Here is a 13217-nt window from a genome sequence, read left to right as displayed (position 1 = left end):
CGTCTCCGGATTCCTACGCTGAAGTCCCGTTCACCGGTTTCCCGCTTGGAGTCGACGATGACGCTCGCGCCAGCCACCGAGGCCACGGACAGTGGTCACACGGGTACGGTCCGGCATTTCCTGATGTGCCGGCCCGAGTTCTTCACGGTCTCGTATTCCATCAACCCATGGATGCGCCCGGAGAAGGAGACCGACACCGCACGGGCGCTGCGGCAGTGGGACAGCCTCCGGCAGGCGTACGAGAGCCTGGGCCACACCGTCAGCCTGATCGACCCGATCGAGGGCCTGCCGGACATGGTGTTCGCCGCCAACGGCGCGCTCGTGGTCGACGGACGGGTCTACGGCGCCAGGTTCGCCCACCCGCAGCGAGCGGCCGAGGGCCCCGCCTACCTGCGGTGGTTCAGCGAGCGGGGATACGAGACACTGGAGGCGTCCTTCACCAACGAGGGCGAGGGCGACTACCTGACGCTCGACGAGATGATCCTGGCCGGGACGGGCTTCCGCACCGACGTGGCGGCGCACATGGAGGCCCAGGAGTTCCTCGGCCGGCCGGTCGTCACGCTGCGCCTGGTCGACCCGAGGTTCTACCACCTCGACACCGCCCTGTTTTCGCTGGACGGCCGCAACGTCGCGTACTATCCAGAGGCGTTCAGCGAGGGCAGCAGAAAGGTGCTGCGGCGGCTGTTCCCCGACGCCGTCATCGCCACGTCCGCGGACGCGGAGGTGCTGGGCCTCAACGCGGTGAGCGACGGCCGCAACGTCGTCGTCAACGCCGAGGCGACCGGGTTGATCCTGGAACTCAAGCGCCGCGGCTTCGAGGTCGTCCCGGTCGACCTCAGCGAGCTGCGCAAGTCCGGCGGCGGTCCCAAGTGCTGCACCCTCGAGATCCGGCCGAGCAGGGAGATCCGATGAAGACCGAGGAGCTGATCAGGCTCAGCGAGAGCCACAGTGCGCACAACTACCACCCGCTGCCCGTCGTGATCAGCTCCGCCGAGGGCGCCTGGGTCACCGACGTCGAGGGCAAGCGGTATCTCGACTGCCTGGCCGGCTACTCCTCGCTGAACTTCGGCCACGGCAACCCCGAGATCCTCGCGGCGGCGCGCGAGCAGCTCGACCGGCTGACGCTGACCAGCAGGGCGTTCTACCACGACCGGTTCGCGGCGTTCGTGACCGGCCTTTCCGAGCTGTGCGGCAAGGACATGGTCCTGCCGATGAACACCGGCGCGGAGGCCGTCGAGACCGCGATCAAGGTGGCCCGCAAGTGGGGGTACGAGGTCAAGGGCGTCGCCCCCGGTCAGGCCAACATCGTCGTGATGGAGGACAACTTCCACGGCCGTACGACGACGATCGTGGGCTTCTCCACCGACCCCGAGTCGCGCGACGGGTTCGGCCCCTTCTCCCCCGGCTTCCGGATCGTCAAGTACGGCTCCGTGGAGGCGGTCAGGGAGGCGATCGACGAGAACACCGTGGCCGTGCTGCTCGAACCGATCCAGGGCGAGGCCGGCGTGCTGGTCCCGCCGGACGGCTACCTGGCCGCGGTCCGGGAGATCTGCACCGACAACAACGTGCTGTTCGTGGCCGACGAGATCCAGTCGGGCCTCGGCCGCACCGGCGATACGTTCGCCTGCGACCACGAGCGGGTCGTCCCGGACCTGTACGTCCTGGGCAAGGCCCTCGGCGGCGGCGTGGTCCCGGTCTCCGCGGTCGTCGCGAACACCGACGTCCTGGGCGTGATCGGGCCCGGCCAGCACGGCTCCACCTTCGGCGGCAACCCGCTGGCGTGCGCCGTCGGCGACGCGGTCATCGGGCTGCTGAAGACCGGCGAGTATCAGGCCAGGGCCCGCGAGCTGGGCGCGTTCCTGCACGCGCGGCTGGCCGATCTCGGCCCCGGTGTGGTGGCGGTGCGTGGGCGCGGGCTGTGGGCGGGCGTCGACATCGACCCCTCGCTCGGCACGGGCCGGCAGATCAGCGAGGCGCTCATGCGCCGCGGCGTGCTCGTCAAGGACACGCACGGCTCGACGATCCGCCTCGCGCCGCCGCTCGTCGTCTCCCGCGAGGACCTGGAGTGGGCGATGGACCAGCTCAGCGCGGTGCTGCGGGAGGCTCGGGCCTGATCAGCACCGTGTCGTGGTCGCCGGTGTCGGTGAACCACGTCACCCTGGCCTCTCCGGGCGCCAGGTCGACGGCGGTCATCATGTTGGGGAACCAGGGTCCCTTGCTGATCTGCCATCGCACCGGCGTCCGGGGAAGGCCGCCCGCCCTGGCCAGCACCCCGCCGAGCACGCCCGCCAGCCCGAACGACGCCACGATGTTGGCGAAGCGCAGCGTGCGGCTCAGCGGGTTGCGGATCGGCGAGCAGACGATCTGATGGACGCGCCCGCCGCCCCGGCGCCGTACGGACGCCATGTAGGAGTAGTGGACGTCGCCCGACAGGAGCAGGACGCTCGCGGGCGGCCTGCCCCGGCGGCCCGAGGCGACCTCCAGCACCACCCGCGCGAGTTCCTCGAACGACCGGCGGAAGGCCCCCCAGTGCTCCAGGTCGAGAAACTGCCGCAGCCGCTCGCCCCACCGCGCCGCCCGGCGGCCCCAGATGCCGTCGCAGACCGCCTCGTTCCAGCTCTCGACGTGGTGGATGCCCGCGGGCAGCAGGATCGGCAGCGAGGACCCGACGAGCAGGTGTCCGAAGTCGCCCGTGGCGTGCTTGTCGAACCAGTCCCACTCCTCGGGGTCGAGCATCCGCCGGTGTCCCGGCTCCAGCACCCGGGCGCTGCGGCTGTCCAGCACGATCAGCCGGGCGTCGCCCAGGTCCCGGTGGTAGCTCCAGCGCACCGAGTCGGGCTCACGGTCGGCCCGCCGGGCGAAGGCGTCGAGCGCCTCGTCGCCGCCGCCGGCCTTGAGCGCGGCGAGCACGGGATCGGCCGCCCGCTCGTCCGGGGGCAGGTTCCCCAGGTGCTGGTAGACGTAGTACGAGCCGAGCGCCGAGACGATGCGCCGGTCCCACCAGGCCACCTCGGCCATCTGCTCACGCCATGCCGCCGAGGTGTTCCAGTCGTCCCTGACGTCGTGGTCGTCGAAGATCATCAGGGTGGGGACCGTGGCCATCAGCCAGCGGACCGGAGGATCGGACCACGCCTGGCGGTACAGCTCGGCGTACTCCTCGAAGTCGACGACCTCCTGCGGGCCGTCGTCCCTGCGCCCGGCGATGAACTCCTTCATATCCGGGGTGAGCTCGTCGGCGTACACCTGGTCGCCCAGCAGCAGGATCAGGTCGGGCCGCTCGTCCGGCGACTCCATCACGCGCAGGCCGTACGCCCGCAGGACGTCCGGGCCGTGCGTGCGCACGTACGGCTCCTCGTGCGGGACGCTCGTGCGGCAGGAGCCGAAGATCAGCCGGTCGAGGCGGGTGAGCGGGCGGATCACGCTCGGCGGCAGGCCCTCTTCCGGCCACACCCGCCGGTCATCGAGCTCCACCTCGTAGGCCACCGGCCCGTCGATGCCGACGTCGAGCAGGGCGTAGTGGTGACCGTGCACCGTGAAGGTGCGCTCCTGCGAGCAGGCGTCGCCGGCCCGCACGCGGACGGTACACGGCTCCGAGGTCTCCACCCAGACGGTCGCGACGGCCGCGTCCACGTGACGCAACAGCGGGCCCAGCACAAGTTCCGGCACCCACCTTGTCTACTGGCAAACCCCGTCTATCGCAAAAGGTGCGCAAACCGGGTCCCAAGTTCACCAGAACGGCGAAATCTCGCCCGTCGATCTCCTTATTGGCCTATATCGCGGTCACCACGGCTCGCGGTTTGATCCAGATGTCGCTCCTCCAGGCCCGTCGTACGCGGTCGTCAACGTCGACGGCCCCGGGGTCCGGGGGGACGGCCTCTCTTCCGACAGGAGAACAACAGAATGACCATCACGGACTTCCCGACAACGGCGTCGGGGGTTCGGTCCCCGATCCCCGATCCGCAGACCGCGTCTTCCGGCCCCCGGCCCACCCCCGGCGATCACGCCCTCGCCGCCGCCCGGTTCCAGCTCGCCGAGGCGTCCCGCTTCCTCGGCCTCGACGACGGCATGCACCGCATGCTCGCCACGCCCCGCCGCTCGCTGACGGTCTCCGTGCCCGTACGGCGCGAGGACGGCCGCCTGGAGGTGGTGCAGGGCCACCGCGTGCAGCACAACCTGTCGCGCGGCCCGGCCAAGGGCGGCATCCGTTTCCACCCCGCCACCGACCTCGCCGAGGTCACCGCACTCGCCATGTGGATGACGTGGAAGTGCGCGCTCGTCGGCATACCGTACGGCGGGGCGAAGGGCGGCGTCGCGGTGGACCCGGCCACGCTGACCACCCGCGAACTCGAACGCGTCACCCGGCGCTACGTCAACGAGATCCTGCCGCTCATCGGCCCGGAGAAGGACATCCCCGCGCCCGACGTGGGCACCGACGAGCAGACCATGGCCTGGATCATGGACACCTACAGCGCGAACGCGGGCTACTCGGTCCCGGGCGTGGTGACCGGCAAGCCCACGGCTCTCGGCGGCTCGCTGGGCCGTGCGGGCGCGACCTCGCGCGGGGTGCAGATCGCCGCGCTGCAGGCGCTGGCCGAGATGAGTGGGGCGCGCTCCCCCGAGGGCGCGACCGTGGCGGTGCAGGGCTTCGGGAAGGTGGGCGCGCTCGCCGCGCAGTACCTCGCCGACGCCGGCTGCCGTGTCGTGGCCGTCTCCGACGCGGGCGGCGCGGTCGTCAGGCCCTCCGGGCTCGACGTCGCCGCGTTGCGCGCCCACGCGGCCGAGACCGGCTCGGTGCACGGCTACCGCGACGCCGACGCGCTCTCCCACGGCGACCTGCTCGAACTCGACGTGGACGTGCTGGTCCCCGCCGCGCTCGAAGGCGTGATCACGGCGGACAACGCCCCGCGCGTACGGGCCCGCCTGGTCGTGGAGGGCGCCAACGGGCCCACCACGCCCGAGGCCGACCTAATCATGGCGGGCAACGGGGTCACGGTGGTCCCCGACATCCTGGCCAACGCCGGCGGGGTCATCGTGTCCTACCTGGAGTGGGTGCAGAACACCCAGGCGTACTCCTGGAGCGCGGGCGAGGTCGAGGTGAAGCTCCGCGACCTGATGGAGAACGCCTACCGGGCGGTCGCGGATCTGGCCGTGGAGCGCGACCTCACGCTCCGCCAGGCCGCCCACGCGATCGGCGTGGGGCGGGTGGCCGAGGCCCACCGCATGCGTGGCCTCTACCCCTGACGGCCCTGAAAGACGGCGATGACGACCGCCTCCCGGGAAAATGCGGCTTCCGGGAGGCGGTCAGGCCGTCGTGGCGGCGTCCATCGTGGCGGGGTCCATGGTGGCGGTGTCCTCAGCGGCGGTGCCCGTAACAATGGTGTCCGCACCGGAGGCGTCCCCAGCGGCCCGTACGATCTCCTCACACAGCCGGTGGGTCAGCAGGGCGTCGTCCGCCGCGAGGATCCGCCCCTCCCGCACCGCGGCGAGGAACTCCCGGCAGATCTGCTCGATGCCGCGCTGCCGGGTCGCCGGGACCCAGTCCCCCCGCCTCGTGACGGTCTCGCCCCCGGCGTAGTCGACCACGTCGCCGAGGTTGACCACGCGCCGCTTCCCGCCGTCGCCCATGACCTCGCAGATCTCCTCGGCCGCGCCGCTGGTGCGGCTCATCACGCCGACGGCGGTGAAGCCGTCGCCGCCGAGCGTGAGCACGACGTGTTCGAGCAGGCCCTCCCGCACCCTGGTCCTGACCGAGGTGCCGGTGATCGGCCCGGGGGCGAGGAAGCGCAGCGTGTCGGCCACGTGGATGAAGTCGTCGAAGACCACGGCGCGCGGGTCGCCGGGCAGGTCCCGCCGGTTCTTCTGCATCACGACCACGTCGCGCGGCAGGTCGCGCAGGGCCGCGTACGCGGGGGCGTGCCTGCGGTTGAAGCCGACCATCAGCGATTTGTTCCGCTCGGCGGCCAGCCGGACGAGCCCGGCGGAGGCGGCGGCGTCGTAGGCGAGCGGCTTGTCGACGTAGACGTGCACGCCCGCCTCCAGCAGCGTGGTCACGATCGGGACGTGCGCGGTGGTGGCGGCGTGCACGAAGGCCGCGTCGATCCCGGCCTCGACGAGGCCGTCCGGGGAGGTGAAGCGCGCGCCGATCCGGTACGCGTCGCCGAGCCGGTCGAGAGCCGTGCGGTCGCGGGTGCACAGCAGCGGCTCGATGTCCGGCGTCGCCGCCAGCACCGGCAGGTACGCCTTCTCCGCGATGTCTCCCAGGCCGATGATCCCGACTCTCATGCCCGGGAGACTATCGCCGTCCCTCCGGCGCCTCTCAGCGCCCCCGCCACCACGCCACCGTCTCCTTCACCCCGGCCTCGATCGGCGTCGGCGTGAACCCGAGAACCGCCTGGGAGGCGGAGGAGTCGAGCACGTACGGCCGGTCGAACTGGTAACGGGTCTCCCCCAGCTCGCGCAGGAACGGCGACGCGAGACCCCCCGCCTTCAGCATCCACGCCGGCAGCCGCCGCAGGCGCGGCGCCGGGAGACCGGCCGCCTCGCACACCGTCTCGGCGAAATGCCGCAAGGTGAAGGGCGGCGCGGTCGGGATGTGCCAGGGCCGGCCCCAGGCGCGCTCCTCCTCTGCGGCCGCCGCCAGCGACCGCACCACGTCCGGCAGGTACGTCCAGCTGTGCGGAATGTCGGGGTCGCTGACGACGGTGGCGGTCTTGCCCGCGAACAGCGGCTCCAGGAGCCGCGGCCCCAGGTAGGACTGGTCGGACGACCGCGGCCCGTAGTAGTCCGAGCCTCGCACCTCGGTCACCCGCACCCTTCCCGCCTCGTGGGCGGCCCGCATCTCCTCCCACATCCGCGCCCGGACCCTGCCCTTCGTACCCGTCGCGGCGAGCGGCAGGTCTTCGGTCATCGGCCCGTCCACCGGCCCGTACCCGTACAGGTTGCCCAGCGTGACCAGGACGGCTCCGGACGACTCCGCGGCGGCCAGCAGCGCGGCCGCGATCGGCGGCCAGTCCAGGGGCCACCGGTGATAGCGCGGGTTGGCGCAGTTGTAGAGCGCGCCGGCCCCCTCGGTGAGCCGCCGCATGGCGTCGGCGTCGGCCGCGTCCGCCGCGACCGGCGAGATTCCCGGACGCTTCGGGCCCGAGCCCGAGCGGGTGACGAGGGTCACCTCGTGCCCCCGCTCCGCCAGCGTCTCGGCGAGCCCGCCGCCGACCTGCCCCGCTCCGACGATCACATGCCTGCCCATCACTTCTCCTTCACACTTGATCCGTCAGCAGCCGCAGCACGCCGTCCACGACGTACACGGCCGCGAACACGACACCGGCGGTGACGAGCCCGGAGGCCGCCAGCGCGGCCGCCCCCGCCCCGAACCACACGACCTCGAAGGCGGCCCGGGCGAGCCCGTGCAACTGGTGCGGCGCCTTGCCGCCCGCCATGAACAACCCCCAGAGCGTCGCGAACACGGCGGGTGTGCCGAGCCCCAACAAGATCTTGACCATGATGTTCGCCTCGCGGGTGAACCCCCAGTAGGCCAGCGAGATCAGCACCCCCAGCTCCAGGAAGAACATCGTTGCGGCGATCAGTCCCTTGATCCCGGCTGACATGGACACCCCTAGCGTTCGTCGCTCCGTTACGAGAGCAATGCTCTCTCAATAGGGTGGCTTACGTCAAGAGCGGTGCTCTCTAATCACACAGGTGCTCTGATAACCTGGTCGCATGAACGCGAGCCGTACCGCGCGCGAGCGGGTGAGAGCGGAACTGATCAAGGAGATCACGGACATCGCCCGGCGCCATCTGGCGACCGCTGGGGCCCCGGGTCTGTCCCTGCGGGCGGTGGCTCGCGAGATGGGGATGGTCTCCTCGGCGATCTACCGCTACTTCCCCAGCCGTGACGACCTGCTCACCGCGCTGATCATCGACGGGTACAACGCCCTCGGAGAGGCCGTCGAGCGCGCCGACGCCGCCTGCGCGGCCGGCGACTTCACCGGGCGCTGGCTCGCCGTCTGCCGCGCCGTACGCGAGTGGGCCCTGGCCCATCCCCACGAGTACGCCCTTCTGTACGGCTCGCCCGTGCCGGGCTACGCCGCTCCGCAGGACACCGTCGCGCCTGCGGTACGCGACACGGCCGTGTACGGGCGGATCGTCACCGACGCCCACCGGGCGGGCAGGCTCGTCCCTCCCCCGATCTGCCCGCCACCGCCCGCGGTCCTGGCGGAGGACGCCGAGGTCGTACGGTCGCTGATGCCGGGCGTGCCCGACGACGTGGTCACGCGGGCGATCGCCGCGTGGACAGGCCTGTTCGGAATGGTCAGCTTCGAGCTCTTCGGCCAGTTCAACAACACCATCACCCACCGCGCCGAACTGTTCGACCACAACGTGACCTGCCTCGGCCGGTTGCTCGGCCTTCCCGAGTAGGCGGCCCCCGGCAGCCGGACGCTCGCCGGCGTCGGAGGTTACGCCGACGCGCAGGGGGAGATCTTCTCACGGCGAAGTCAGAACTGACGGGCGCCGAGGCGTCCCTCCAGGAGGAGGAGCAGCTCGCCGAGGAGGTCTCCGAGCTCCCGCTGCCGGTCGGCGCCCAGCGCTGCCAGCAGATCGCTCTCGTATCCGAGCTGCCGGGGCAGCAGCCGGTCGGTGAGCGCACGGCCCTCGTCGGTGAGCGCGAGGTGGGAGACCCGCCGGTCGCGGTCGTCGGGGCGGCGGCGCACGAGGCCGCGCTCCTCCAGGGCCCGCAGCCGCTTGGTGACGGCCGCGCCCGAGGCGAAGGTCTCCCTGGCGATCCGGCTCGGGGTGAGCTCCCGGTCCAGCCGCCGCAGCGCGGCGAGGACGTCGAACTCCGGCCGGGTGAGTCCGTACTCCCGAAGGGGCGCGTCGCCGGCCTGCTGCAGCAGCAGGACACACCGGGTGAGGCGGCCGATCACGGCGATCGGGGCGGTGTCCAGCTCGGGGTGGACACGCCGCCACTGGCGCATCACCTGCGCGACGACGTCCTCTGCGACGCTCTCGGGCGCCTCGCCGGCGATGTCCTCCACGCCCCGATTCCTCAGCCCTGGGTCCGTTCGCAGCCGACTCTATCCCGATCCCGTACGGCCAGCCTCGCCAGCAGGCGGTGCCCCTCCTGCTCGGCCCGGGCGACCTGCTCCTCCGGCAACGCGCGCTGCCACCACTCGCCGGCGGCGACGTCGGCGGCCCGGCGCAGCTCCACCAGAGCGTCGACGAGCATGCCCCTCACCCGCGCCGTCTCCCCCGGCTCACCCGGACCACGGGCGAGGAGGCGCCGGGCCGCCGCCTGGGCGGCGGCCACACGCCGCAGCGCCGCGTCGATCCGCCCGGCGCTGCGGCGGTTGGTCACCAGCAGACAGCCGAGCAGTCCCGCCGCGACGCCCACGGCCGTGTCCAGCCAGCGGTCGCGGACCAGCGGCCACGCGGGCTGGTATCCGGGCAGTTCGGTGAGCAGGAGGGCCATCGGCGTCACGCACACCGTGCCCAGCCAGTAGTTGCGGGTCATCAGCGCCTCCGTGCAGAACTGGAGGGCAAGCGTGAGCAGGACCAGGGCGAGCGCGCCCGTACGGCTGACCGGCAGCAGCGCCGTGAAGACGAGCAGGCCGACCACGTTTCCGAGGGCGCGCTGCAGGGCCCGCTGCCAGGACAGCGTGGCGTTGGCCTGGAAGACCGACGCGGCCGTGACCACCGCCCAGTAGGGGTGACCGACCCCTGCGGCCAGCGAGACCAGCCCGGCGAGGGCGGACCCGACGGCGACGCGCACACCGATCGGGAACAGCGGGGAGCCGGGGTGGAACATGCGCAGCAGGCCCGGCCCGGCCGGCGCCGCCCGTTCCAGCGCGATGCCGGCGAGCCCGGCGGCCCCCGTCTCGCCGAGGCTCACCTCCGGCACCGGGCGGTTGCGGCGCAGGTCCGCGGCCCAGCCCGTGAACAGGCCCGCCTCGTCGCGGGGCACGGCCGGGAGGGACGCCTCCACCCGGGCCAGGAGACGTTCGAGCGCGCGCCTGCCCCGCCCCTCGGGCGACGGAAGCAGCGTGTGCCAGGCCGCGTTGACCGCCGCCGCCGCGTCGTGCCGCGCGCGGGCGGCCGCCGGCCCCTCCGCGTGGGCGAGCCGCACGGCGGCCTCCAGCGCCCGGGCCACGGCCGTGCGCTGGGGCCCCTCGGGACGGACGAGCGCGGGAGCCATGCAGACGAGCCAGGCGAGCGCCGCCGCCGCCGCGACGAGCGCGAGGTGGAAGGGGATGTCCCCGAGCCGCTGCGGCAGGAACGTGCAGGTCGCGCCGATGAACGTGAAGATCAGGTTGCCCGGCGGGCCGATCCGGGCGGCGTCGCACGCCACCTTGTGCGCGGCGGCGAGCAGCGCCGCCACGACGACCAGGACGGGGGCCGACCGGGTGAGACCGGCCGCGGTGAGCGCGACGCCCACGCTTGCGACCATGCCCGCCACAACGCCGAGCAGGGTGCGCGCCCTGACCCGGTACGGCAGGCCGTGCGCGTAGAGGGCGCACAAGGCGCCGGCGGAGGTGTACACGGCCAGGTCCAGACGGTCCAGCAGGAGGAGGACCGCGTCCGGCACGGCGAGCGCGACGACCGCGCTGAGCGCCTGCTTGTGCCAGACGTCCCCCAGTCGGCCGACTCTGAACACCCCCCGCAACGGCAGCCGCCCTCGCATCGCCGGCCTCATGATCCCCCGTTCTTTCACATATGTTTTACTCGTAAAACATATCAGCTCGCGAATGACTCACTGCCATGGCCAAGAGCTCCGGGCGCTCATCGAACCGGGCCACCAGGGTTCGCCTGCGGTCGCCGTTAGGAGCCTTGGCACGAACGTCTCAGTTATGAGACAGTCGTGCCATGGGTCTCGCCGGTGCGATGAGCATCCTTTCGCCCCTCGCGGAGGCTCAGCATGGTCTGGTCACCGCTCGGCAGGCCACACGTCATGGCGCACATCGCCGCGACCTCAGCCGCTTGGTCCAGGCCCGGGCTCTCGAACACGTGGCTCACGGCGTCTACCGGGTGGCCGGCGCTCCGCGCCCCGGGCTGGAGGAACTACGGGCCGCATGGCTCCAGCTAGCCCCCGAACTACAGATGGACCAGCGAGGACTCCCTCACGGAGTCGTCTCCCACACCAGTGCAGCTCTTGTATACGAGGTGGGACATCTCAATCCCCTGCGGTGGGAATTCATCGTCCCCCCGCCGCGTCGCTTTCGGACCCGGCGACAGGATGTGGCCATTCGCCATGCGCGGCTCGCGGTCGATGATGTCGAATGGGTCGACGGACTCCTCGTGACCACACCGCGACGGACGGCGACAGACCTGGCAGCCATCCGTCTGGATGGAGGTCATCTGGGCCTTGTGGTGGCGGACATGCTGGAACGGAACCTGACCCAGCCCAGTGACCTCGCCACGGCTCTGGCGCCCTATGCCGCGGGCTACGGACTGCCCGACGCGACCGGTCAGGAGTTCCTGCAGCATCTGACCCATCGATAAGGACATCCGTAGCCACATGCAGTCCACCGGCGACACGTTCCCCTACACCTCCCCCCAGGCTTTCGGTGCCGCCATCACGGACCGCCTCAAGAAAACCTCGGGCGATTCGCCGTATTCGACGAGCCAACGTCGCCGTCAGTTCGCGTATGACCGCTTACTCGCCCGCCTCTTCGCCGGCGATGAGGACTGTTGGATCCTCAAGGGCGGCGTGGCCCTGCTCGCCCGCCTCTCTTCAGCCCGGCACTCTGCCGACGTCGACGTCGTGGCCCGCGCCGGTTCGCCTGAGGCGGGTTTCGCGGCGCTGTGCACCACCGCCGAAGCCGACCTGGGCGATTACTTCACCTTCCGCTTCGACCGGCCGCGATCCCTCATCCAGGGAGTCGCGGGCATACGAGTGGGTGTGGAAGCCTGGCTGGGCCCGCGCCGCTTCGAGAGATTCGGGGTAGATCTGGTAACCGGCGGCCTCATCACGGGCCGCCCAGAAGTTTCACCGCCTGCTCTTTCGCTCGACATCCCGGGACTGGTCCGGCCGCCGTACCGGCTTTATCCGCTGGTCGACACCGTCGCCGACAAGGTCATGGCAATGCTGGAAGTCCGCGACGGCAGACCGAGCACCCGCTTTCGCGACCTTGTCGACCTGGTTCTCATAGCGAGGTCGCGATCTTTACAGGCCTTGGCGCTCCGCAGAGCCTTCACCTCGGAGGCACACCGTCGCGAACTGCTTCACGGGGCCGAGCTCCACGCGCCGGATGAAGCGATGTGGGCGGTCGGATACGCCACCGTGGTCGCCGATTTTCCCTGGATCGCCGAACGATCGCTCGGCGAGGCGCTGCTCGTGGCCAAGGCTCTGGTCGATCCCGTTCTGTCCAGAGAAGTCACCTCGGGAGCTTGGGATCCGCTGAGGCTGGCATGGACCTGATCCCGCAACTCGTGACGCGAAATCCGGCCTTATGCGAGCCCGGCCCTGCTCGCGCCGGATGCGGTGGCGGGAAGGCCGCCTTGTGCGGTTCCCCGGCGACGAACCGGTTCGTGACGAACGAGAGCCGGACCGGAGCCTCCGCGACTAATCCCGCCGGTCCCGGATGGCCTCGCCCACGTCGTCGATTTCGGGCAGCCCGTCGGCCGGGCCCTCGACCTTGGCCACCAGGGACGACCTGGGCGGCTTGACAGTCACGTGGGGTCGCCAGGCGAGGTACTCGGTTCTCGCCGCTCCCCTGGCATGAGGCCGGCCAGCCCCGCCCTTGATCCAGGTGTCCCAGATGGAGTCGACCATCATGGGCGTGCCGTCCTTGTCGGTCCAAAGCCACCACCACACGAGGGCGGGAGCGAGGGTGGCGTCGGGCTTCCGCCCGAGAAGCGCCCGGAAGGTAGGCGAGACGGCGTACAGGTCGGCGAAGGTGATCTTCCCCTTGTAGAGCATCGTGTTCTCGTGGATCCGGCCGGTGCTGTCCTTGAAACCGGAGCGCTTTCTGAAATAGGTGTCGGACAGCAGCTTTTTCAGCGTCTGGGGCTCGAAGACGTCGACGACCTGATCGGTGAAGGCGCCGCCGTTCGGGATCGCACCGCGCAGGGCCCAGGTCTTCCCCTTCGGCAACGCGGGCGCGTACAGGGGTCCGGTGGTGTAGAGCTTGCCGTTCACGCTCACGGAACGGTGCGGCCGGGTCTGGATCAGGAGGCTCCTGGCCACGGGATCACCGTCGGCGGCGTCCTTCTTCACGAGGGCC

At 71.3% G+C, this 13217-nt stretch carries 13 protein-coding genes and 1 pseudogene; 7 read left to right on the top strand and 7 right to left on the bottom strand.

Features of this window, described 5'->3' with window-relative positions; genetic code table 11:
• Nucleotides 1-57 precede the first annotated feature (57 nt).
• Nucleotides 58-912, top strand: a complete 855-nt coding sequence (gene ddaH, locus HHX41_RS01230) for a dimethylargininase (protein WP_259400549.1) — start codon at nt 58-60, stop codon at nt 910-912.
• On the top strand, nt 909-2114 hold the full coding sequence (rocD, locus tag HHX41_RS01225) for an ornithine--oxo-acid transaminase (protein WP_182904472.1): 1206 nt from the start codon (nt 909-911) through the stop codon (nt 2112-2114). The genes ddaH and rocD overlap by 4 nt, the downstream gene beginning before the upstream one ends.
• Here the strand turns inward: rocD and HHX41_RS01220 are convergent.
• Nucleotides 2083-3666, bottom strand: a complete 1584-nt coding sequence (locus HHX41_RS01220; RefSeq protein ID WP_182904471.1) for an alkaline phosphatase D family protein — start codon at nt 3664-3666, stop codon at nt 2083-2085. The genes rocD and HHX41_RS01220 overlap by 32 nt on opposite strands.
• A gap of 234 nt (nt 3667-3900) precedes the next feature.
• Here HHX41_RS01220 and HHX41_RS01215 point away from each other — a divergent pair, with 234 nt between their 5' ends.
• Complete coding sequence (locus HHX41_RS01215; RefSeq protein WP_182904470.1) at nt 3901-5241, top strand: Glu/Leu/Phe/Val dehydrogenase; 1341 nt, start codon at nt 3901-3903, stop codon at nt 5239-5241.
• Nucleotides 5242-5301: 60 nt separating this feature from the next.
• Here HHX41_RS01215 and HHX41_RS01210 read toward each other — a convergent pair whose 3' ends face one another.
• The 3 genes from HHX41_RS01210 to HHX41_RS01200 are packed head-to-tail and all read right to left on the bottom strand — an operon-like array spanning nt 5302 to nt 7604.
• Complete coding sequence (locus tag HHX41_RS01210; protein ID WP_182904469.1) at nt 5302-6282, bottom strand: Gfo/Idh/MocA family protein; 981 nt, start codon at nt 6280-6282, stop codon at nt 5302-5304.
• Between the two features lie 34 nt (nt 6283-6316).
• Nucleotides 6317-7246: an NAD-dependent epimerase/dehydratase family protein gene (locus tag HHX41_RS01205; protein WP_182904468.1), complete on the bottom strand. Its 930-nt coding sequence runs from the start codon at nt 7244-7246 to the stop codon at nt 6317-6319.
• Between the two features lie 10 nt (nt 7247-7256).
• Nucleotides 7257-7604, bottom strand: coding sequence for a YrdB family protein (locus tag HHX41_RS01200; RefSeq protein WP_169979114.1), 348 nt, complete (start codon nt 7602-7604; stop codon nt 7257-7259).
• A 112-nt stretch (nt 7605-7716) separates the two neighbouring features.
• Between HHX41_RS01200 and HHX41_RS01195 the strand changes: the two genes are divergently transcribed.
• Nucleotides 7717-8415: a TetR/AcrR family transcriptional regulator gene (locus HHX41_RS01195; RefSeq protein WP_182904467.1), complete on the top strand. Its 699-nt coding sequence runs from the start codon at nt 7717-7719 to the stop codon at nt 8413-8415.
• 77 nt (nt 8416-8492) lie between these two features.
• Here the strand turns inward: HHX41_RS01195 and HHX41_RS01190 are convergent, their stop codons facing one another.
• Entirely contained in the window at nt 8493-9032 is a 540-nt protein-coding gene (locus HHX41_RS01190) for a MarR family transcriptional regulator (protein WP_310741700.1), read from the bottom strand.
• A gap of 11 nt (nt 9033-9043) precedes the next feature.
• A complete protein-coding gene (locus HHX41_RS01185; protein WP_220503622.1) occupies nt 9044-10687 on the bottom strand; it encodes an FUSC family protein in 1644 nt (547 codons plus the stop codon).
• A gap of 170 nt (nt 10688-10857) precedes the next feature.
• On the opposite strand from HHX41_RS01185, the pseudogene HHX41_RS42160 reads away from it, so the two are divergent.
• The 3 genes and pseudogenes from HHX41_RS42160 to HHX41_RS01175 all read left to right on the top strand — a co-directional run.
• A pseudogene (locus tag HHX41_RS42160) lies at nt 10858-11013 on the top strand (type IV toxin-antitoxin system AbiEi family antitoxin domain-containing protein); the annotation flags it as partial.
• Nucleotides 11014-11154: 141 nt separating this feature from the next.
• Entirely contained in the window at nt 11155-11493 is a 339-nt protein-coding gene (locus tag HHX41_RS40085; RefSeq protein ID WP_259400548.1) for a hypothetical protein, read from the top strand.
• A 16-nt stretch (nt 11494-11509) separates the two neighbouring features.
• Nucleotides 11510-12412, top strand: a complete 903-nt coding sequence (locus HHX41_RS01175) for a nucleotidyl transferase AbiEii/AbiGii toxin family protein (RefSeq protein ID WP_182904465.1) — start codon at nt 11510-11512, stop codon at nt 12410-12412.
• Between the two features lie 144 nt (nt 12413-12556).
• Here the strand turns inward: HHX41_RS01175 and HHX41_RS01170 are convergent, their stop codons facing one another.
• Nucleotides 12557-13180, bottom strand: coding sequence for a hypothetical protein (locus HHX41_RS01170; RefSeq protein ID WP_182904464.1), 624 nt, complete (start codon nt 13178-13180; stop codon nt 12557-12559).
• Between the last annotated feature and the right edge of the window lie 37 nt (nt 13181-13217).

This window comes from Microbispora sp. H13382, assembly GCF_014161445.1.
Lineage (GTDB): Bacteria > Actinomycetota > Actinomycetes > Streptosporangiales > Streptosporangiaceae > Microbispora.
Note: the sequence above shows the minus strand (reverse complement) of the source record. Positions and strands in the feature narration are given on the sequence as shown.

What these genes read in the sequence shown, in the direction of transcription:
- HHX41_RS01195 (WP_182904467.1), top strand. Translation starts at nt 7,717, where the DNA reads ATGAACGCGAGCCGTACCGCGCGCGAGCGGGTGAGAGCGGAACTGATC.
- HHX41_RS01200 (WP_169979114.1), bottom strand. Translation starts at nt 7,604, where the DNA reads ATGTCAGCCGGGATCAAGGGACTGATCGCCGCAACGATGTTCTTCCTG.
- HHX41_RS01210 (WP_182904469.1), bottom strand. Translation starts at nt 6,282, where the DNA reads ATGAGAGTCGGGATCATCGGCCTGGGAGACATCGCGGAGAAGGCGTAC.
- HHX41_RS01215 (WP_182904470.1), top strand. Translation starts at nt 3,901, where the DNA reads ATGACCATCACGGACTTCCCGACAACGGCGTCGGGGGTTCGGTCCCCG.
- HHX41_RS01175 (WP_182904465.1), top strand. Translation starts at nt 11,510, where the DNA reads ATGCAGTCCACCGGCGACACGTTCCCCTACACCTCCCCCCAGGCTTTC.
- HHX41_RS01205 (WP_182904468.1), bottom strand. Translation starts at nt 7,246, where the DNA reads ATGGGCAGGCATGTGATCGTCGGAGCGGGGCAGGTCGGCGGCGGGCTC.
- ddaH (WP_259400549.1), top strand. Translation starts at nt 58, where the DNA reads ATGACGCTCGCGCCAGCCACCGAGGCCACGGACAGTGGTCACACGGGT.
- HHX41_RS01185 (WP_220503622.1), bottom strand. Translation starts at nt 10,687, where the DNA reads ATGAGGCCGGCGATGCGAGGGCGGCTGCCGTTGCGGGGGGTGTTCAGA.
- rocD (WP_182904472.1), top strand. Translation starts at nt 909, where the DNA reads ATGAAGACCGAGGAGCTGATCAGGCTCAGCGAGAGCCACAGTGCGCAC.